Here is a 20,017-nt window from a genome sequence, read left to right on the forward strand (position 1 = left end):
TGGTCTCCGAATCGCGGCTTCTGAATCGCTCTCAGTCGAACACGGCAGATCCAGTTGAAGACAGTTCAGAATCAGCACTGTCGTTTCGGAACGGGGAGGTCTGTCAGCCATCCATGAGTCGTAGGGCAACGGCAAGAGTGACTATGCCGGAGGAACTCGTGGGATCCTGCCCCGTCAGCGCCCCAATCCGCTTGATGCGGTAGGCCACGGTATTGGGGTTGACGAGCAGGTCCTTCGCAGTCCGTGTCATGTTCATGTCGTTCTCCACGAACGAACGAAGCGTCGCCAGAAGGTCGGCTCTGTGCTCGGCGTCGTAGGCAATGAGAGGTCCAAGAGCCTCATTCAGGAGGTCCTCGGTGTACTCACTGCGGACCAGGATGCGATCAAGGATCACGTCGGTGAAGAAGACCGCACCATGGTGAGCGCGAGCTGAGGTCACGACGGCGGCGGCCTCCTGAGCCTCGCGGAACGACCGCTGGATTCCCGCAACGCCAGTGTGGGGACGGCCGACCGAAACTCGGCAGTCACCTCGCTCGGTCGCCACGGCATCGGCAACAGCGTGCAGGCTGTCTCGGTCAGCCTCGTTCGCAATGCGGACCAGGCAGATCACATCGCCATCGCGAACCCCGAACAACACCTTCGCATGCCTGCTCATCTGCGATCGAAGGAGGTGGATGATGTTCTTCGCCTCGGCTCGCAGACGCTCAGCGGGGATGGAATCGGGCTTGAGCACGACAACGGCGACCTTGGTCTCGGACGAGAGGTGGAGCCGCGCCATCTCAACTCGCACGCGGTCGGACAGCACCTGGCCGAGAAGCAGGCTTTCCAGCAGGTCGCTTCGTAGGACGTCGCGAGCGTGATGCACACCGGCTGACTCTGCCGTGTACACCTGGGCGAGTGTGATCGACACCATGTCGACGTAGGCGAATATTCGGCTCACCAGCTCCAGGGCTGCATCACGCATCGCGGGCTCGTCCCCGGCTTCATCGAGGACGGCCTGCCAGATCCGGGCGCCCCAGATGCGGTAGCTCTGCAGCAGTGCCGTCAGGCTGACGTCCTGGTGGACTCTGCGCGATGCGCTGCGTTCGATGTTTCGCAACTGCCGCGACCCCGGAGGTTCGTCGTCCAGCAAGCTCTCGAGAAGATCGGTCACCGTGAGCAGAGCCGTCTCGAGGACGTCTCTGGACATCGTCAGCTCGCCGAGCGCTCCATAGTCCACAATTCCCTCGCGAACATCGGCCACGATGAGCTCAGCGAGATCGTGGCGTCTCTGGAGCAGGCGCTCGACCAGACGTCTGCCGTCTGCGCTCACGGGCTGCAGGTCTGTCCGTCGGTGCGGCGCGGCATCGCTCACGACGAGCGTCTCCAGTCCTGGCTCGATGAGGTTGAGGAAATCGCGAAAGTCGTCGTGAAAGTCTTCGGAGTTCGACGAGAGCTCGGCCACTGCCGAGAGCGACGATCGCTGGGTGATGCTATCGCGTCATGCATCGTTGCGGAACGCAGTTGTCGACGCAACGGCGCCAAGGTCCACCCACACTGCCCCTACTGGCGCCACGAAACGCGAGATGAGTGACCCCATGACAGCGACAGCACACGCACCCGCCGCCACCGTCCATGCGCGCACCGACGGTCCCGTGCGGATCCTCACCATCGACAACAGTGCCAAGCGCAACGCCTTCACGGGCCTCATGACGACACGTCTGCTCACACTCCTGCAGGAAGCCGATGCTGATTCCTCGGTGCGCTGCATCGTGGTCACGGGCGCCGGTACGGGGTCCTTCTCCTCGGGTCACGACCTGGCCGAGGTGCTCGAGAATCCGGAGACTGCCGGAGACCCCACTGCGAACGCCGCCTTCACGATCCCTCCGCTTCTAGGGACGCCGGTCATCGGGGCAATCAACGGCAACGCGTACGCGGCGGGCTTCATCCTCGCTCTGAACTGCGACCTGCGTGTCGCAGGAAGCAACGCGCGATTCTGTGCGGTGGGGGCGCGGATCGGTCTCGTCCCGGTCGGGGGTCAGCTCAGTCGGCTGCTCGACGTCGTGAGCTATCCGATCGCTTTCAAGATGCTGGCGACAGCCACGCCCATCGATGCCCATGAAGCGCTGTCGGCGCAGTTCGTCACTGCGGTGTGTCCGCCGGAGGACACGGTCGATGAAGCTGTGCGCCTCGGGAAGCAGATCGCCGAAGTGTCGCCGGCGGTGATCCGCGCCATCAAGACCGGACTGCGGGCGACCATGTCCCACGGCCGCGACCCTGGACTCGCTCTTGAGCCGTTGCTCGCCGAGGTGGTGCGTGGGCTTCCCGACGGCGCAGAAGGTGTCGACGCCTTCCTTGGAAAGCGCCCCGCCAGATACCCCGACAGCCCCGACGGACTCCAGGACCGACTCGACGAGGTCGTAGCAGCTCGAGTCGCTTCTTGGACCGTCGACCCATGACAGAACAGCGAGGGGAGGCTGCGGCGCACACCTCCGAAGTCAGCAGCCCCGTGTTTGCGGTCGCAGTGATAGCGATCGGCACGCTGCTGTCAATGAGCGCATGGTTCTCCGCCACCTTCGTCATACCTCAACTGCGCGTCGACTGGGCCCTGGGTGCGGCTGGGACCTCGATGCTGACGATCGCAGTTCAACTGGGATTCGTCGGGGGGGCGTTGCTTTCGACAGCGACGGGTATCGCCGATGCTGTGTCGGCTCGCCGGCTCATGTGCATCGGTGGCATCGGGGCCGGGTTGTGCAACGCGGGGTTGCTGTTGTGTGAAGGGCTCTCGTCTGCTCTCCCTCTTCGAGTGGCGACGGGTGTCTTCCTGGCGGCGGTCTACCCACCGGCTGTCAAAGAGGTCTCCACATGGTTCCTGAAGGGACGCGGCAAAGCTCTTGGGGTCATGATCGGCGCCCTCACGATCGGATCGGCGCTACCGCATTTGGTGAGTGCCTCAGGTGGACTCGACTGGAGGCTGGTGATCGCGGTCACCAGCGTGTTGGCGGTCGCCGGCGGTCTTGTTGTCCTGCTCGTTAGGGGTCAAGGTCCCTACCCGTTCCCGCGCCGTCCGTTCAGCCTGGGTGGGGGGTTGCGTTCGATCCGCACCCGCGAGGTTGCCTTGGCAAATGTCGGCTATGTCGGCCACATGTGGGAGCTCTACGCGATGTGGGCCAGTGTGGGCGCCTTCATCGTGGCGCTGCCATCTGTGTCGTCGAGATCCGACGCGGCGAGCTTCGGCGCCCTCATGGCGTTCGGGTGCATCGGCATCGGCGCGATCGGGTGCCTGGTCGGTGGCGTGATCGGGGATCGATGGGGACGGTCCCGCGCTGCTCTCGTTAGCCTCGTATGCTCCGGCGGCGCGGCCCTCCTGCTGGCAGCCATCTACTCTACGGCACCTCTGACCCTCGTCATCGCCGTCTGCGCGTTCTGGGGCTTCTGGGTCATAGCCGATTCAGCGCAATTCTCGGCCATGGTCGCGGAGGCTGCCGATCCTGACTACGTCGGCGGTGCGATCTCGTTGCAGCTGGCGCTCGGCTACATCACGACGATGGTGACCTTGGCCGTCGTGCCTCAGCTCGTCGAGCACTTCTCCTGGCAGCTCGCCCTCGTGGTCCTCGCGATCGGACCGGCCATCGGTGCGGCGGCCATGGTCGCCGTGGAGCGCGGCAGTTCAGCGTCCGCCTGAGGGCCCGGGCGTCGCTGCGCACCCGTCAGGGAATTCGAGACAGAAGCCAGTCAAAGTCCTCGTCCTGCCCGTGGCTTGCGCGTTGACGCCGGCGTGAGACTCGGACGGTCACAGTCCAGGACGCACCGGGCAGGTGCAGACGAGAAGGGTTCGGCATGGTTGCGGACGAACAGCGCACGGCAGTGAGTACACCCGGCACCTCGATGGCTGACGTGGGGACGCTTCCGCCACTGGGGGTGGTGCCATCGAGGATGCACGCCCAGGTAGTGCGGCAGGACAGGTATGGGGACGCGGCCACCGCCTTCGTGCCGGAGGTGGTGAACACTCCACGGATCGGCCCTGGAGAGGTGCTCGTGGCGGTGATGGCTGCTGGGGTGAACTACAACAACGTCTGGGCGGCGCGCGGGTACCCGGTGGACCAGGTCGCGACGCGTCAGCGCCGAGGTGAGCCCGAGGACTTCCATATCGGCGGTTCCGACGCGTCCGGTGTCGTCTATGCCGTGGGCGACGGAGTGGACGACTGGTCGGTAGGTGACGAGGTCGTGGTTCACCCGGGAGTCTGGGACGCGGACGATCCGTGGATCGAGTCCGGCAAGGATCAGATGATCGCACCGAGCGCTCGCATCTGGGGCTACGACACGAACTACGGCTCCTTCGGGCAGTTCGCTCGCGTCCAGGCACACCAGCTGATGCCGAAGGCCGATCATCTCTCGTGGGCCGAGGCCGCAGCCCCGACACTGGTTGGCACGACGGCGTACCGAATGCTGATGGGCTGGGAGGGGAACACCGTCAAGGAAGGTGACCTCGTCCTTGTATGGGGGGGGGTCGGGCGGGCTCGGCACACAAGCCAGCCAGCTGGTCAACGCTGCCGGGGGGCGAGCGATCGCCGTCGTCTCCGGTGAGGACCGCGGCGAGTACGCGATGAAATATGGAGCCCTCGGCTACTTGGACCGGCGGCGGTACGACCACTGGGGTATCCCGCCATTGGTCGACGACAAGGAGGGCCAGAAGGCCTGGACCGCAGGCGCAAGACAGTTCGGCAAGGACTTCTGGGCGCTCGCGGGGGGCAGAGAGGAGCCGGCGATCGTGTTCGAGCACCCCGGCGCGGCCACCATCCCGACCTCCATCTTCCTCTGCCAGCCCGGCGGCATGGTCGTGATTTGCGCGGGCACGACGGGCTTCGACGCCATGGTCGACCTGCGCTACCACTGGACCCGTCAGAAGAGACTGCAGGGATCTCACGGGACGAACGACGCACAGGCACATGCGTACAACGACCTGGTCCGCGCAGAGAAGATCGACCCTGCGCTCGGTCGAGTTCTGGGCTTCGAGGACATTCCCCGTTCGCATGCCGAGATGGGGCGAGGTGAAGAGGTCTTCGGCAACACGGTTCATCTTGTCGGCGCGGAGACGCCCGACTCAGGTCGCCGCTAGGGCTTCCGCGGGGGCTGGGTCCGGGTCGCCGGATCCGTTCGTCCGGGGGATGACGAAACGAGCAAAACGTGAAAGTATGCTCTCAAACAGAGTGCACTCGCATCAGTGAGTGCGGCAAGGAGCACTATGTCGTCAGATGTGTCCGACATCGATCCGACCCGGTTCCGTGAGGTGTTGGGGCAGTACCCCACGGGTGTCGTCGTCGTCACCGCGAAGGACTCTCACGGAGACGCGATCGGGATGACGGTTGGATCCTTCACGTCCGTGTCGCTCGATCCACCGCTCGTCGCCTTCCTGCCGAGCTCGACGTCGTCCTCTTGGAAGGCCCTTCGGGAAAGCGGCGACTCCTTCTGCATCAATGTGTTGGGAGCTGGGCAGGAAGACCTCTGCCGCGCAGTCGCGACGCGCAAGAGCGACAAGTTCGCTGGCTTCGCTCTGCGGGAGTCGCCCCGTGGCAACCCGGTCATCGACGGCGCGGTGGTCTGGATCGACTGCATCACCGAGAAGGTGCACCCAGGTGGCGACCACGAGATCGTCGTCGGGCGCGTGCTCGACCTCGACCACGGATCGCCTGATCAACCGCTGCTGTTCTTTCGCGGAGGGTATGGATCCTTCTCTCCTCTCTCTCTCGCCTCGGGTGACACGGACCTGCTCTCGCACCTGGCGGAGATCGATCTCGCCCGTCCGCACATGGAGGCTCTTGCTGAACGGTTCGAGACCGAGGTGACGGCAATCGTCCTAGTGAACGACGAGATGGTTCTCGCTGCCGCGGCGGGTCGTACCGATATCGCTGTCGCTCCAACTCGCGTAGGGCAGCGCTTGCCCTTCATGCCGCCCATCGGCAGTTGCTTCGCAGCCTGGGGAGACGCGGCGCTTCGAGATTCTTGGATCGGCTCAGTCGCCGACGCGCTGGATGAGCAGCAGCTGGCAGAACTCTCCAAGGTCCCGGACCTTGTACGAGAGCGTGGCTACGCGGTGGCTCTGGGGCACCAGGTGGGCGCTCATCTCGAACTCGTAGCCACGCAGATCAACGCGGGTGACCCGGAGGTACCGCAGTCCTCGATGCGGGACGCGTTCTTCGCAGCTCTCGACGGCTACAACCAACTCGACGATCCCCATGACGTGGAGCTCCGCTCGCTGAGCGCTCCGGTCTTCGACTCGACTGGATCCGTGGCCTACATGCTCACGATGTGGGGACGGTGGGAGCGGGTCACGGCATCTGAGGTGGGCGAGCGTGTCAAAGCACTCTGCGCCACAGCCGCTGCCGCGACCCAGACGATCGCAGACCGCTGAACTCGACGTGCGGACCTGTCGTTGCGGAAAGCGAGAACTGGGTCTCTGAAGTTTGAATCAACACTGTGTCGCCCATCTCACGTTCGACCTAATCATGGCTTGAGTCGATGGGCTGAAAAACCCCAGGACGGTACGTCCTGGTTCCCGAAGAGTCCGCTGGCGACGGCGGCACGAAGCATGGAGGAGCGCGATCATGAGCGATGTCCAATACGAAGTGGTCGACCCGAGCAACGGTGAGCTGGTAGCGACGTATCCGACGCACACCGACGAAGAGATCGTGCACGCCATTGGAGCCGCGGACGGCGCGTTCCGCTCCTGGGGCCGGCACGGCTCGATCGATGAGCGGGCCCGGCTGCTGCACGCGGCGTCGGCTCTGCTGGTGGAGCGCCGCGACCAGTTCGCCGCCATCATCAACCGTGAGATGGGCAAGGACGTCGCAGCCGCGCTGTTCGAGGTCGACTTCAGCGCCTCGATCTTCGCCTACTACGCCGATCACGCTCCGTCGTTCCTGGCCGACCAGGAACTGCCGCTGCTGGGAGGAGAAGGCTCCGCGCTGCTTCGTCGCGAGCCGCTCGGCGTCCTGCTGGGAATCATGCCCTGGAACTTCCCCGTCTACCAGGTCGCTCGCTTCGCTGCGCCCCATCTGGCTGCTGGCAACACCATCCTTCTCAAGCACGCCCCCCAGTGCCCCGAGTCGGGTGCGTTCCTGGAGACACTCTTCCGGGACGCGGGATTCCCTGAGGGCGCCTACGTCAACGTGTACGCCACTCATGAACAGGTCGCGACGATCATTGCCGATCCGCGGGTCCAGGGCGTCTCGCTGACAGGATCGGAGCGGGCAGGTTCCGCGGTCGCAGAGATCGCGGGTCGCCACCTCAAGAAGGTCGTGCTCGAGCTTGGCGGGTCCGACCCTGTCATCGTGCTCAGCACCGACGACATGGACACAACCGTGGAGGACGCAGCGCAGGCGCGCGTCGCGGGCAACGCAGGTCAAGCATGCAACGCCGGCAAGCGCATCATCGTCCACACCGACATCTACGACGAGTTCATCGAGAAGTACACCGCGCGCATGGTCGAGGCCCCCGCGGTGCCGCTGTCCTCGGAGGCCGCAGCGGAACGTCTGGAGCAGCAGGTGCAGGACGCGGTCTCGCAGGGCGCTGATCTCCACATCGGTGAGGGTCGACGAGGAGCTTGGTATCCGTCGGGCGTCCTGACCGGCGTGGAAGCCGGATCCGCCGCCTCCCAGGAAGAGCTGTTCGGGCCGGTGGCCATGGTCTTCAAGGTAGCGAGCGAGGAGGAGGCCGTGACGGTCGCCAACGACACGCCCTACGGCCTGGGTTCCTACATCTTTACAACGGACCCCGCGCAGGCGCGGCGGGTTGCCGAGCGGATCGATGCCGGCATGGTGATCATCAACGGGGTCTACGCCACGGGTGCCGAGCTGCCGTTCGGTGGCGTGAAGAGGTCCGGCTACGGACGCGAGCTCGGATCGCTGGGCATCGATGAGTTCGTCAACAAGAAGCTCATCCGTACTGTTCGCTGACCATTCTCGGTGCAGGTCCAGCGCCACGAACACCCAACCACTCTCCGTCGAGGCGGGACGTCGTCCCTGTGCCGGCGCAGCGGATGTTCGGACTCGGATCTTCGCCGCCCCAGGTACGAGGAATCCCATGACGAATGCAGTTCGAAACATCTGGCGCCACGCCGACGAGCGGCCCGACCAGGTCGCCCTCCGCGAGGGGACCGGCTCGTGGACGTACGCACAGGTGCGTGCAATGGTGCAACACTCGGCTGGCGAGCTGCGACGACGTGGAGTGGGCCGGGGTGACACGGTGCTTCTGGTGCTGCCCACAAGTGCCGAGTTCGTCTTCACCTACTACGGAGTGCTGTCGCTGGGCGCCACCGCCGTCACCGTCAACACACTCAGCACGACGCCGGAGCTCGAGTACTTCTTGACCGATGCCGACTGCGTCCTCGCCATCGGTTTCGAGGACTCTTGTGACCCGCTCGGGGCGGCGGCGGCGAATACGGGTCGAACGGCCTGGATGGTCGGTCCCGGCTCCATCGAGGGCCTTGATGGCGCCGTGTCCATGACGGACTTCGTGGAGGTCGAGCGGGACGATGCGGCGGCTCTTCTGTACACGTCCGGAACAACAGGCCGTCCCAAAGGTGCCGTCCTCACTCACGGCAACTTGTTAGATTCTGCTGAGGCTTTGTCGACGGTCCAGGGCAGCGGCCCCGAGGACCGCTTGGGCACGGCTCTTCCGCTCTTCCACGTGTACGGCCAGGTGCCGGTCATGGCTGCCATTCACCACGTAGGTGGATCGCTCTCGCTACTGCGACGGTTCGATGCGGTTGCGATGCTGGAGACCGTCGTCGAGCACGGCCTCACGGAGGTTGCGGGCGTGCCAACGATGTGGAACGAGATGTTGCACGCCCAGACTCCGCTCACCCGCGACGACCTGGCCGGACTGAGGATCTGCCTGTCCGGCGGTGCGCCGTTGCCGGTAGCTGTGAAGCTGGCGTTCCGTGAGCGGTTCGGCGCCCATATCGTCGACGGCTATGGCCTCACCGAGACGTCCGGAGCGGCGACATGTGGGTCGGAGCAGCACGAACTGAAGGAGGGCAGCGTCGGACGCGCCGTCCCTGGTACCACGCTGGCCATCCTCGATCCAGAGGGCAAAGTGCTCCCGGTGGGCGAGGTCGGCGAGGTGGCCATCGATGGCCGCGGGGTCATGCGGGAATACTGGAACCGGCCCGAGGCCAACGAGTCCGTGAGAAGCGGCCGTTGGTTCCGCACAGGTGACGTTGGACGGATGGACGACGACGGAGACCTGTGGATCGTCGGGCGTCTGAAGGAACTCATCATCCGCGGTGGGTACAACGTCTACCCCTCAGAAGTTGAGGAAGTCATCTACTCGCACCCGGCGGTGCTGGAGTGCGCGGTCATCGGAATTCCCGACGATCGCCTGGGGGAGGAGGTCGCCGCGGTCCTCGTGTTCAAACCTGGGCACTCGGTCGAGCCGAGCGAGATGCGGTTGTGGCTGCAGCAACGGCTTTCCGCCTACAAGGTGCCTAGGGTCTACCAGGTGAGCGACGCCCTGCCCAAGGGCGCTACAGGCAAGATCCTGAAGCGTGAGATCGATCCCGAGTCGGTGAAGTCGACCGGACGGTTGGTCCGGCATCAGCTCGAAGCGAGAGGCTAGGTCTGGAGCGCGCCGATCCTCCGGTCGGCAGCGCAACGCGCAGGCCATGAACGAGCGGGACCCCCAGCGCTAGGCTGGGGGTCCCGCTCGTGGCATCGTGCAGCCCGACTCAGGTCTGTCCGGACCGGCGTCGCGCAATCGCCGTCGAGAGGGTGACCGCGACCAGCAGAGCAGCTCCGTTGAATGTCGGTTCCACCCAGTCCGCCGCGCCGGCGAGCACCAGGCCGTTGACACTGATGGCTACGAAGAGCACTCCGAGCAGCGTTCCCGGGACGTTGAACGTTCCTGGCCGGATCGCCGTGGCACCCAGGAATGCTGCGGAGAGGGCGGCGAGGGTGAAACCGGGGCCGACTTGGGGGTTGGCAGTGCCCGCGCGAGCCAGGAGAAGGATGCCAGCGACACCTGCGAGGGCACCGGACAGCACAAAGCTCGACAGGATCATGCGTGGCACGTCGAGCCCGACCAAGCGGGCAGCCGGCTGGCTCGCACCCACAGACGACAGGTATCGCCCATACGGGGTGTGTCGCAGCAGGTAGTAGACGAAGAGGGCCACTGCGACTGTGGCGTACAACGGCCGTGGCACGCCGAACAGGTCGCCGGTGCCGAGCGCGGTAAGGCTCTCCGGAATGCCGACGCTGATGATCTGGTTGTCGGTGTACAAGCTGATCAGGCCGGCCACCAGGGTAGATGTACCGAGTGTGGCGATCAGGGCGTTGACTCCCCGATACGCGACGAGCCATCCGTTGAAGGTGCCCACTACGGCTCCCGCGAAGATGCCGGCGAGCACGGCGACGACAACTGGCAGGTCATGGCTCGCAACGGCACTGGCGCTCACGATCGACGAGAGACCGATCGTGGCCCCCACCGAGAGGTCGAACTGGCCGCAGGTGAGCGGGAGGATCGAGGCAAGCGCGGCGATCGCGATGACCGATTCACTGCCCAGCACGTTCTTCAAGTTCGCCGAGGTCGGAAATGTCCCCGCTGTCGATCCCAGGGTGGAGAAGATCACGCAGAGGAGGATGAACATCGCGGCGAGGGCGTACTTCTCGACCAGGGCCGAAGGGTTCGACCTGCGCTTGCGAGACGTGGGGTCGGGGGTCGTGTTGGTGGGCTCAATGTCGGTGGCAGCGCTCATCAGGTGGGCTCCTCGGATAGGTAGGAAAGCTCGGTCAGTCGTTGGGGATCGCGCTCGACGCCTGTGACTTCGGCGGCGACGCGACCCTCCCGCAGCACTACGACGCGGTCGGAGAGATGGGCCAGCTCTTCGAAGTCGGATGTGACGAGGAGGACGGACGTGCCTTGCTTGATGGCACGACGGACGTGCTCGTAGATCTCCGACCGGGCACGCACGTCCACACCCTGGGTCGGCTCGTCCAGCAGCAGCACGACAGGATCGCGACGCAGCCATCGAGCCATGACCACTTTTTGCTGGTTTCCACCCGAGAGAGTGCCAGCCACCGAGCAATCGGACGCAGGGCGAACGTCAAATCCTTTGACCAGGGCGGTGGCCTCCTCGCGCTCGCGCCGATGTTGGAGCCGCCCGCCCGACCAGTAGCGGGGCACCTCAGCGGCCGAGAGGTTCTCGCGCACCGACAACGAACCGAAGAGCCCTTCGCTGCCGCGGTCCTCTGGTACCAACGCCATGCCAGCGCGCATTGCGACCGACGGGCTGCGAGGGGAAAATGGTCGGCCGGAAAGTGTGATCTCACCGGAGTCGACCGCCCGGTCGCCGAACAGCGCTCGGAGCAGCGTGGTGCGGCCCGAACCGAGCAGACCCGCAATGCCGAGCACTTCGCCGCGGTTGAGGTCCAGATCCACGCCACGCAAGGGACCTGCGACGAGTCCCCGCACGGACAACACGGTGTCTGCGGCGATCGACTTGGGACGATCGGGAAAGATGCGCTCGAGGTCACGCCCAGCTATCAGCTCGACCAGGGTGCGCTCGTCCAGGCCAGTGACGTCTCGGGTGGCCACCTGCGCACCGTCGCGCAGGACGGTGACTCGATCAGCCAGCTCGAGAATCTCGGGCAGGCGGTGGCTGACGTAGAGGATGGTCTGACCGGCCGCGGCGTACACGCGCAGCGCAGCGAGAAGACGGTGAACCTCTTCGGCAGGCAATGAGGCCGTGGGCTCGTCGAGGACGAGTACCCCGTCGTGCGCGCCCTCCTGATCCTGCAGGGCGCGTGCGATGGACAGCATCGTGCGGTCGGCGGGTCGAAGGTCCGCGACGAGCATCGTGGGGGAGACGTCGATCGAGAAGCGATCGAGAACCTGGGCTGCCCGGCGGCGAGTCGCTTTCCAGTCGATCCGTCCAGCTTTCCCTCGGGCGAAGCCTCGTCCGATAGCCAGGTTCTCTGCCACGGTGAGTGGGCCGAAGACGGCTGGGTCTTGATGCACGACGTGAAGACCGGCGGACCGAGCAAGCGACGGAGACCATTCCTCGGCTGGCGCCGAGACGTCCTGGACGTCGATCCGGCCGCCGGCGTCGGCGCTGTAGACCCCGGCCAAGACCTTGATCAGCGTCGACTTGCCCGAGCCGTTGCCCCCGAGAAGTGCGTGGATTTCCCCGCGTCGCACCTCGAGGCGGGCATCCTTCAGGACGGTGGTCCCGGCGAACGTCTTGCTGAGCCCGGTGGTGCGCAGGACGACGTCCTGCGCACCACCGGCGGGATCGATCAAGACACCTTCCAGATCTTCTTGAAGTTCGCCACGTAGTCCTGCTTGGGGTTGCCGTCCTTGTCGATGTTGCCGTCGTAGAAGGTCGTCTGCTTCGGGAAGGGGCCTTCGGCATCGATGGTCTGGAAGCCCATGCCCTGGTCCACCTGATCCTCGCCTTGCAGCAGCCGATTCATGCTGTCGATCGCTGCCCAGCCGACCCAGCGTGCAGGGAGTCCGGTGATGAAGTCCTGTCCCTTGTTCCCCTTGACGAAGCCGATGTTCGGCGTGAGTCCCTCGTTGCCCGTCACGAGCACGTCGTCGTTGCGCCCCGACGCCACCACGGCCTGAGCGATGCCGACGGTCAAGGCGCTGTCGTAGGGCGAGTACAAGACATTCGCGTCCGGATGCTGAGTGAGCGCCGCCTCCGCCTTGCCGCCGAGCTTGCCTGTGACGAAGTCGTCGAGGTTGAACGGCACCTTCTTGACGATCTCGCAGCCACCGCACTTCTTGAGTCCCTCCTCGAACCCCTTGTTCAAGTGCTGCGCGACCACGAGGTCATCCTCGGTGAACTCGATGATCTTCGCCTTGCCCTCGGTCTTTGCGATGACGTAGTCGGCAACGCTCTGAGACTGGACCTTCTCGACGTAGTCGTAGTAGGCCATGTCGTCGCCGAAGTTGAGCTCCGCGTCGAAGAGGGGTTCGCCCTGGTCCTTCAGGATTGGGTCGTCACAGTCGAAGGCGTAGAAAGCGAAAGTCTTTACGCCGGCCTTGCGTGCATCCTGGAGGGCGCTCTTGACTGCAACGCAGTCGATGACGTCGAGGATGATGCCGTCCGCGCCGTCGGCGATCGCCGAACGGATGCCGTTGGCGTAGACGTCGGGACGTCCCTTGCCGTCGAAGACCGTCAGGTCCCAGCCGATCGTCTTGGCAGCCTCCTCCGCACCAGCGGCCGGCGCGGAGCACCCCTCGCCAGCCTGCGTGCAGGAGATCAGCCAGACATTCTTGCCTGCTTCCGGTGTCGGCGCGCTGCTGGGCAGGGCGCGGTCAGTGCCTTCGCGGTTCTTCGCCACCGCGGCCTTCGCCTCCTCGACGACCGAGGCGGATGTCTCGGAGGCACCACCACCACCGTCACCGGATCCTCCGCATGCAGCGACGAGGAGAAGTCCCGCGCCTGCGATCACGGTGCTGATGCGCCGGCCGGTCGACGGTCGTGGGTTGGTGCGGCGTCGGTTGCCGATTGTGTCGTCGATTCGTGTTGCCATCATTGGTCTCCTCGGACATGAGTCAGGACTCACAGGTGGGGGGTTGCCGTGAGTTTGGCCACAGCGTCGTTCCCCCGTCGTTGGGAAAGCCGAGGACTTTCCCGAACGGTTTTGGGAAGTCCGTAGTCCGTGGCTGCGTGAGCTTCAGGCGTGGCAATTGCGAGGAAGCCTGCTGCGGCTCTTCTTTGGGGTTAGCGCGAAGCACCGAGGCAGATGTCTTGAGATTGTCTGTATCGGCACCCGCGTGCACGGGAAATCATGGGGACGCCAGGTGACCGATGTCACCTTTGGGCCCTTGGTCAAGACCATCTAGAGGACGCGGAGCACCATGACGAGACGTACTGGATTTGTGTGGCACGAGAAGTTCGCCTGGTTCGACCTGGGACAGGACGCCGGGCTGGTCCACCCCGACGGCTTCTCCATCCAGCCAGATCGTCATGTCTACGATCTCGAGGTGGTCCGCAGGTTCCGCAACCTGGTCGACGTGAGTGGTCTTCTGGACACGCTGACCACCGTCCCCGCGCGACCAGCGACCGACGATGAGCTCGGGCGTGTGCACCCCGTAGCGTTCCTCGACGAGGTGAAGAGGCTTTCCGCTTTGCCGATGGGAGGCGAGGTCGGAGACTCGGCGCCGGTTCCCCGCGGTGCTTTCGCGATCGCGGCCCTGGCCGCAGGGGGTGCAATCGCGGCCGCAGAGGCTGTCATGAACGGCGAGGTTGACAACGCATACGCCCTGTTGCGGCCCGCCGGGCATCACGCGGAACCCAATGAATCGAAGGGATTCTGCATCCTGTCGAATGCGGCTATCGCCACCAAGCACATCCTCGAGCGATGCGGCGGCGAGCGTGTCGCGCTGGTGGACTGGGACGTTCACCACGGCAATGGCACCCAGGCGGCGCTCTACGACGACCCTCGCGCGCTTACGATCTCCATCCACCAGGACCGCCTCTACCCGCAGGACGACGGGTTCGTCGATCAGGTCGGCGGGGCCGGCGCGGAGGGCACGAATCTCAACATCCCTCTGCCGCCGGGTTGCGGGACAGAGGCCTACGATGACGCCTTCGATCGTGTCGTCATCCCAGCCATCCGCCGATTCAGCCCCGACGTCATCGTCGTCCCGTGTGGGTTCGATGCAGGTCACATGGACCCGATGGGTCGCATGATGCTCACCTCGCACGACTATCGGCGCCTTACCCGCAAGCTCATGGCCCTGGCCGATGAGCTGTGCGATGGGAAGATCGTCTTCATGCATGAAGGTGGCTATTCCCGCTGGACTGTGCCCTACTACGGCCTAGCCGTCCTGGAGGAGCTGTCGGAGACGCCGACCGATGTTGTGGATCCGTTCCAGTACTACAACGGGATCGACCTCGGGCACGGCCTGTTGCCACATCAGGAAGCTGCTGTCACAGACGCCTTGTCAAATGTCGAGCGCGTGCCGTCCCGCTCCGCCAGCGCCTGAGGATCAGGTACCGAGGGCCGGCTGGTCGCCGGCCCTCGGTACTCCCTCTCTCACCCCTTCAACGAAGTGAGCTCCATGTCGATCCGTCGTCCCAACATTCCCGAGCTCGATGCCATAGCCACCCGATTTGGTCTGAGCGTCGCAGCTACCGACATGGAGCAGTATCTTGCCGCCTCGCACGTGGCTCTCGAGGCGTGGGATGTAGTGGAAGAGGCGCACGCCGAGATCTCGGCTCCTGTTCCGGAGCGTGCGTGGAATCGTCCGACTGTTGACGACGATCCCTTCGGCGCCTGGTATGTCCGCACGGAAATTCAGGAGCGCACAGACGGTCCTCTCTCGGGAATGCGCGTCGCAGTGAAGGACAACACGAGTGTCGCCGGCGTGCCGATGATGAATGGATCCCTCACGCTGGAAGGCTTCACCCCCTCGCGCGACGCGACGGTCGTCACGCGGCTGCTCCAAGCGGGCGCAGTGATCGCCGGCAAGTCCGTGTGCGAAGACCTATGCATGTCGGGGGGGTCGCACACGAGCAAACCTGCCCCGGTGCACAACCCGTGGGACGTGTCACGATCGTCAGGAGGTTCATCGAGTGGCTCGGGTGTCCTCGTTGCCACTGGGGAGGTCGATCTCGCGATTTCTGGCGACCAAGGTGGTTCGATCAGGGTGCCTGCATCCTGGCTCGGGCTGGTAGGACACAAGCCCACGTGGGGTCTTGTTCCCTACACGGGTGCCATGCCAGTCGAGCAGTCCATCGACCATCTTGGACCCACTGCGCGAAGCGTGCTCGACGCAGCACGGATGCTGACCGTACTGGCCGGACCGGACGGCCTGGACCCACGGCAGCCGCGAGACATGACGTCCGTTGACTTCGCCGCCGAGCTCGGTCGGGGTAGCCACGGCTTGCGGGTCGGTGTCCTACTCGAAGGATTCGGGCGGCCTGGTAGCGACGCGGCGGTCGACGAGGCAGTGCGGACAGCCGCTCATCGCCTGGAAGCCGCCGGTCTCGTCGTGGGGGACGTTTCGGTTCCCTGGCACCTGCGTGCACCAGCACTCTTCGCCGTGATCGCCTACGAGGGAGGAGTCGCTCAGCTCGTCGAGGGTAATGCCTTTGGGTCGAGCTGGAAGGGGCACTACGACGAGGACTTGATCGACTTCTACGGCAGGCAGTGGCGCCGGTCCCCGGACGCATTCCCGGCATCGGTCATCATGACAATGCTCGCCGGCCGGTACGCCCGCGACACCGGCCATGGTCGCCACTACGCCATGGCTCGGAATCTCGAGCGATCCTTGGCCGCTGCCTACGACGAGGCGCTCTCCCGTTTCGACGTACTCGTCATGCCAACAGTGCCAACGACGGCCACGCCCTTGCCGAGCGCTGACGCGTCGGTCCTTGAAGTGCTGGCGCTCGGATCGGATCCGCTCCTCAATACTTCCGCTTTCAACATCACCGGACATCCCGCGTGCTCGGTTCCTGTTGGGCTGGTCGACGGACTGCCGGCAGGGATGATGATCGTAGGCCGGCAGTTCGACGACGCGACCGTGCTGCGCGTGGCGCAAGCCGTGGAAGATCAGCTCGGGGACTCACCTCGTCCCCCCGTCACACAGGAGACGACGTGAATGGTGTTTTCGACCTCGGTGGTACCGACGGGTTCGGTTCCGTCGATCCAACGCCCTCCGAGCCTCCGTTCCATTCTGAGTGGGAGCGCGTGACGTTCGGTCTGCAGCTGGGGGGGTTCGTCGGAGGCTGGTTCGGAATCGACGCTTTCCGTCACGGCATCGAGCTGATGGACCCAGTCCACTACCTCTCTTCGTCGTACTACGAACACTGGCTGATGACGTTGGAGCATCACGGCATCAGCAAGGGACATATCGATCCTGAGGAGCTCGACCGACGGACGCAGGAGTACCTGCGCGACCCCGACCGGCCACTGCCGAAGCATGAGAGCGCCCCGGCTCTCATCGAATTCGTCGACGCCGTGGTCATGGGTGGCGCCCCGGCGGACCGTCCGACGGACGCACCACAGCGCTTCGACGTGGGCGACGTCGTGCGGATGCGCAGCATGGCGCCCCGAGGGCACACACGACTTGCCCGGTACGTGCGTGGCAAAGTCGGCACAATCGTCGCCCACCGAGGGTCATTCGTCTATCCGGACAGTTCGGGCAACGAGCTCGGGGAGGACCCCCAGCACCTCTACACAGTGGAATTCGACGGGGCCGAGCTGTGGGGACGAGACCACGCCCAGCCGCGCACCACCTCGACGTTCGACGCCTGGGACCCGTACCTGGAGTCAGTTGGCCACCACGAAGGAGCAGCACCATGAGCAATGAGAGTCGCACGCCCGAGCAGATCGCGGCACGGGTCAAGGCACTTGAGTCGATGATGATCGAGCAGGGACTCGTGACGAGCGACATGATCGACCACTATGCCGAGATCTACGAGAACCAGGTGGGCCCTCAACTCGGTGCGAAGGTGGTCGCGAAGGCCTGGACCGATCCTGAGTTCAAGGCTCGGCTGCTCGACGATGCATCCGCAGCGTGCCGTGAGCTGGGCATCGGAGGTGGTCAGGGGGAGCACATGGTCGTGCTTGAGGACACGGACGAGGTGCACCACGCCATTGTGTGCACCTTGTGCTCCTGCTACCCGTGGCCTGTCCTGGGGCCGCCTCCGAACTGGTACAAGAATCCTGAGTACAGGGCGCGGATGATCCGTGAGCCTCGCACCGTATTGGCTGAGGAGTTCGGCTACCTCGTCGACGATTCCAAGGAGATTCGCATCTGGGACTCCAGTTCCGAGATCCGATACTGGGTGTTGCCGCAGCGGCCAGAAGGTACCGACGGGTGGCAAGAGGAGCGTCTGGCGGCACTCGTGAACCGCGACTCCATGATCGGCGTGGGAGCAGTGGAGGCGGTGTCGTGACTGATCGAACGGTGCGGCCGGATTCTGCGGAACCACAGGACGAGATCGTCGACCTCGTCGAGAGACTTCCTCTCGGCGCCGATGACATGGCCTTCGACGAGCCTTGGCAACTGCGTGCGTTCGCTCTCGCTGTCGCAGCCCACAAGTCAGGCCAGTATCCGTGGGCGCGATTTCAGACGGCCCTCATTGCGTCGATCGGAGAGTGGGAGAACAGCGAAGCGTCCCAGAGACGCTCGTGGTCGTACTTCGAGCACTGGGTCAATGCCGTGGAGTCGGTGCTAGCCCACGGTGATCGGATCGACCGCAGTGCGCTCGAGGAACGTGTGCGCGACGTGCTGGACACCCCTGCCGCGCGAAACCATCATGAGCCGCACTTCGAACCGGTCGCCGTTGCCCCGCCGATCGCGCGCACTGACTCGTCGCCTTTGCACTCGTGAGCTTTTGGGCCTTGAAGCGCGACACAGGCCCATGTTCTGTGCAGGGACTGGAGAACGGCCACCACGCGCCAGCTCGCTCGCGGCTGCCGTCGAAGACAGTCCGGTGCGCGCGGTCCGGGCTGTGCGCGGTCTGCTGGGCGCGGTGAGGGCGGTCGACGTCCACCACCAGGGGTGACGTCGACCGCCCATCTGTTAGCCCGCTCAGGACTCGAGCAGCGCCACGCGTGACCCCGGGTGCGTCGATGACAGCCGGGTGTTGCCGGGGCCGGCGACGTATTCGCGCAGCGTCGAGCCTTCGTAGTCGTTCCATACGCGTCCGCGCTTCTGCAGCTCCGGCACCACCGTGTCCACGAACGACTCGATGTCATAAGGAGTGACCGCGTAGGACAGGTTGATGCCGTCGAGGTCACCCTCGTCGATCCATCGTTCGATCTCGTCGGCGACCGTCTCGGGACTTCCCACGAGCACAGGCTCGATGCCGCCGATGCTCATGTGGTTCGCGATGTCCGCCGGGGTCCAGCGACGCGAGGGATCGAGCTTGGTGAACAGGTTGAGCACCGTCTGGATGGCGTTGGTCTCCGACGCTTCGAGAGGCGAGTTTGGATCGAGCTCGGACAGATCGATACCCGAGAACCCGCCGAAAAGTGCCATGGCGCCTTCCGGGGATGCGTACTCCTGATACTCCTTGTACCGGCGCTCGGCCTCGGCGTCGGAGTCGGCGACGACGGCCGTCAGGATGGTAAAGATCTTGACGTCGTCTCGCTGGCGGCCGGCAGCCTCGGCCTGGGTGCGGATGTCGTCCGTGATGATCTTGCTCAGGTTCGAGTTGAGGACATTGACGAAGAGGCCCTCGCCGTGCTCGGCTGCGAACTGGCGTCCGCGTGAGGAGGCGCCGGCTTGAAAGATCGTGGGTGTGCGCTGCGGGGATGGCTCAGCCATGTTGAAGCCATCGACGTCGAAGAATCGGCCGTGATGCCGGATCGGGCGAACCTTGGCCGGGTCGACGTATACGCCGCGCTCACGGTCCAGCTGGACGGCGTCGTCATCCCAAGACAGCTCCCACAGCTTGTACACGACCCTCATGAACTCCTCGGCGAGTTCGTACCGGTCGTCGTGTGCCAGAGGCGCCGTGCCGAAGTTCCGTGACGCGCTTGCCAGGTAGGACGTGACCACGTTCCAACCGACACGCCCCTTGGTCAGGTGGTCCAGTGTGCTCATGCGGCGGGCGAACGGGTACGGGTGCTCGAACGTCGCCGATCCGGTGAGAGCGAACCCGAGGTTGGAGGTGACCGAGGCCATCGCTGAGACGTACTGGAACGGGTCGTTTGCCGGGATCTGCATGCCGTTCCGCAACGATGTATCGACCGAGCCTCCGTACACGTCGTAGGGGCCCAGCACGTCGGCCAGGAAGAGCGCGTCGAACCGACCACGTTCGAGCGTCTTGGCGAGGTCCAGCCAGTGATCCAGGTCCTTATAGCGGTGAGCCTGGCTCTCCGGGTGTCGCCAGAGACCTGAGCTCTGGTGCCCGGCTGCTGTCATGTTGAAGGCGTTGAGCCCAATCCGCTTGGCCATATCCACTCCTGATCACTAACTGAGAGAGCACTCCGTTCGAAGTGAACTCGCATTGTTGCACGGAGGAGTGTTTCGAGGGAAGCGCCCCATGATCCTGTGCCGTGAGCAGGCGGGA

The 20,017-nt window shown here is 64.8% G+C and carries 17 protein-coding genes; 12 read left to right on the forward strand and 5 right to left on the reverse strand.

Features of this window, described 5'->3' with window-relative positions; translation table 11 throughout:
- Window positions 1–103: 103 nt before the first annotated feature.
- Window positions 104–1,444, reverse strand: coding sequence for a helix-turn-helix domain-containing protein (locus RQG84_RS00715; protein ID WP_311208404.1), 1,341 nt, complete (start codon window positions 1,442–1,444; stop codon window positions 104–106).
- Between the two features lie 133 nt (window positions 1,445–1,577).
- Here RQG84_RS00715 and RQG84_RS00720 point away from each other — a divergent pair, with 133 nt between their 5' ends.
- The 7 genes from RQG84_RS00720 (at window position 1,578) to RQG84_RS00750 (ending at window position 9,597) form a co-directional block, all read left to right on the forward strand.
- Window positions 1,578–2,438 (forward strand): enoyl-CoA hydratase/isomerase family protein, encoded by an 861-nt coding sequence (locus RQG84_RS00720; protein ID WP_311208405.1) that lies wholly within the window; start codon window positions 1,578–1,580, stop codon window positions 2,436–2,438.
- Window positions 2,435–3,664 (forward strand): MFS transporter, encoded by a 1,230-nt coding sequence (locus tag RQG84_RS00725; protein ID WP_311208406.1) that lies wholly within the window; start codon window positions 2,435–2,437, stop codon window positions 3,662–3,664. The genes RQG84_RS00720 and RQG84_RS00725 overlap by 4 nt, the downstream gene beginning before the upstream one ends.
- A gap of 155 nt (window positions 3,665–3,819) precedes the next feature.
- The gene (locus RQG84_RS00730) at window positions 3,820–4,566 is read left to right on the forward strand and encodes an alcohol dehydrogenase catalytic domain-containing protein (RefSeq protein WP_311208407.1); all 747 of its coding nucleotides are present in this window, start codon (window positions 3,820–3,822) and stop codon (window positions 4,564–4,566) included.
- Window positions 4,463–5,098: a zinc-binding dehydrogenase gene (locus RQG84_RS00735; protein WP_311208408.1), complete on the forward strand. Its 636-nt coding sequence runs from the start codon at window positions 4,463–4,465 to the stop codon at window positions 5,096–5,098. The genes RQG84_RS00730 and RQG84_RS00735 overlap by 104 nt, the downstream gene beginning before the upstream one ends.
- Before the next feature lie 138 nt (window positions 5,099–5,236).
- Window positions 5,237–6,391 carry a flavin reductase gene (locus RQG84_RS00740; RefSeq protein ID WP_311208409.1) on the forward strand — a complete coding sequence of 385 codons (1,155 nt, stop codon included), beginning with the start codon at window positions 5,237–5,239 and terminating at the stop codon, window positions 6,389–6,391.
- A gap of 193 nt (window positions 6,392–6,584) precedes the next feature.
- A complete protein-coding gene (locus tag RQG84_RS00745; RefSeq protein ID WP_311208410.1) occupies window positions 6,585–7,934 on the forward strand; it encodes an NAD-dependent succinate-semialdehyde dehydrogenase in 1,350 nt (449 codons plus the stop codon).
- A 127-nt stretch (window positions 7,935–8,061) separates the two neighbouring features.
- The gene (locus RQG84_RS00750) at window positions 8,062–9,597 is read left to right on the forward strand and encodes an AMP-binding protein (RefSeq protein WP_311208411.1); all 1,536 of its coding nucleotides are present in this window, start codon (window positions 8,062–8,064) and stop codon (window positions 9,595–9,597) included.
- A gap of 109 nt (window positions 9,598–9,706) precedes the next feature.
- On the opposite strand, the gene RQG84_RS00755 is transcribed toward RQG84_RS00750, so the two are convergent.
- From RQG84_RS00755 to RQG84_RS00765, 3 genes are read right to left on the reverse strand one after another with little or no spacing between them, the layout of a single operon-like run.
- Window positions 9,707–10,732 (reverse strand): ABC transporter permease, encoded by a 1,026-nt coding sequence (locus RQG84_RS00755; RefSeq protein WP_311208412.1) that lies wholly within the window; start codon window positions 10,730–10,732, stop codon window positions 9,707–9,709.
- A complete protein-coding gene (locus tag RQG84_RS00760; protein ID WP_311208413.1) occupies window positions 10,732–12,276 on the reverse strand; it encodes a sugar ABC transporter ATP-binding protein in 1,545 nt (514 codons plus the stop codon). The genes RQG84_RS00755 and RQG84_RS00760 overlap by 1 nt, the downstream gene beginning before the upstream one ends.
- The gene (locus RQG84_RS00765) at window positions 12,273–13,517 is read right to left on the reverse strand and encodes a substrate-binding domain-containing protein (RefSeq protein WP_311208414.1); all 1,245 of its coding nucleotides are present in this window, start codon (window positions 13,515–13,517) and stop codon (window positions 12,273–12,275) included. The genes RQG84_RS00760 and RQG84_RS00765 overlap by 4 nt, the downstream gene beginning before the upstream one ends.
- Before the next feature lie 349 nt (window positions 13,518–13,866).
- Here RQG84_RS00765 and RQG84_RS00770 point away from each other — a divergent pair, with 349 nt between their 5' ends.
- From RQG84_RS00770 to RQG84_RS00790, 5 genes are all read left to right on the forward strand, one after another.
- Window positions 13,867–14,976, forward strand: a complete 1,110-nt coding sequence (locus RQG84_RS00770) for a class II histone deacetylase (RefSeq protein WP_311208415.1) — start codon at window positions 13,867–13,869, stop codon at window positions 14,974–14,976.
- Window positions 14,977–15,051: 75 nt separating this feature from the next.
- Entirely contained in the window at window positions 15,052–16,593 is a 1,542-nt protein-coding gene (locus RQG84_RS00775) for an amidase (protein ID WP_311208416.1), read from the forward strand.
- On the forward strand, window positions 16,590–17,297 hold the full coding sequence (nthB, locus tag RQG84_RS00780; RefSeq protein ID WP_311208417.1) for a nitrile hydratase subunit beta: 708 nt from the start codon (window positions 16,590–16,592) through the stop codon (window positions 17,295–17,297). Before RQG84_RS00775 ends, nthB begins: the two co-directional genes overlap by 4 nt.
- A complete protein-coding gene (gene nthA / locus RQG84_RS00785) occupies window positions 17,294–17,893 on the forward strand; it encodes a nitrile hydratase subunit alpha (RefSeq protein WP_311208418.1) in 600 nt (199 codons plus the stop codon). The genes nthB and nthA overlap by 4 nt, the downstream gene beginning before the upstream one ends.
- Window positions 17,890–18,330: a nitrile hydratase accessory protein gene (locus tag RQG84_RS00790; protein ID WP_311208419.1), complete on the forward strand. Its 441-nt coding sequence runs from the start codon at window positions 17,890–17,892 to the stop codon at window positions 18,328–18,330. Before nthA ends, RQG84_RS00790 begins: the two co-directional genes overlap by 4 nt.
- Window positions 18,331–18,531: 201 nt before the next feature.
- Here RQG84_RS00790 and RQG84_RS00795 read toward each other — a convergent pair whose 3' ends face one another.
- Window positions 18,532–19,902, reverse strand: coding sequence for an LLM class flavin-dependent oxidoreductase (locus tag RQG84_RS00795; RefSeq protein ID WP_311208610.1), 1,371 nt, complete (start codon window positions 19,900–19,902; stop codon window positions 18,532–18,534).
- Between the last annotated feature and the right edge of the window lie 115 nt (window positions 19,903–20,017).

This window comes from Aeromicrobium sp. WCS2018Hpa-31, assembly GCF_031843905.1.
Taxonomy (GTDB): Bacteria; Actinomycetota; Actinomycetes; order Propionibacteriales; family Nocardioidaceae; genus Aeromicrobium.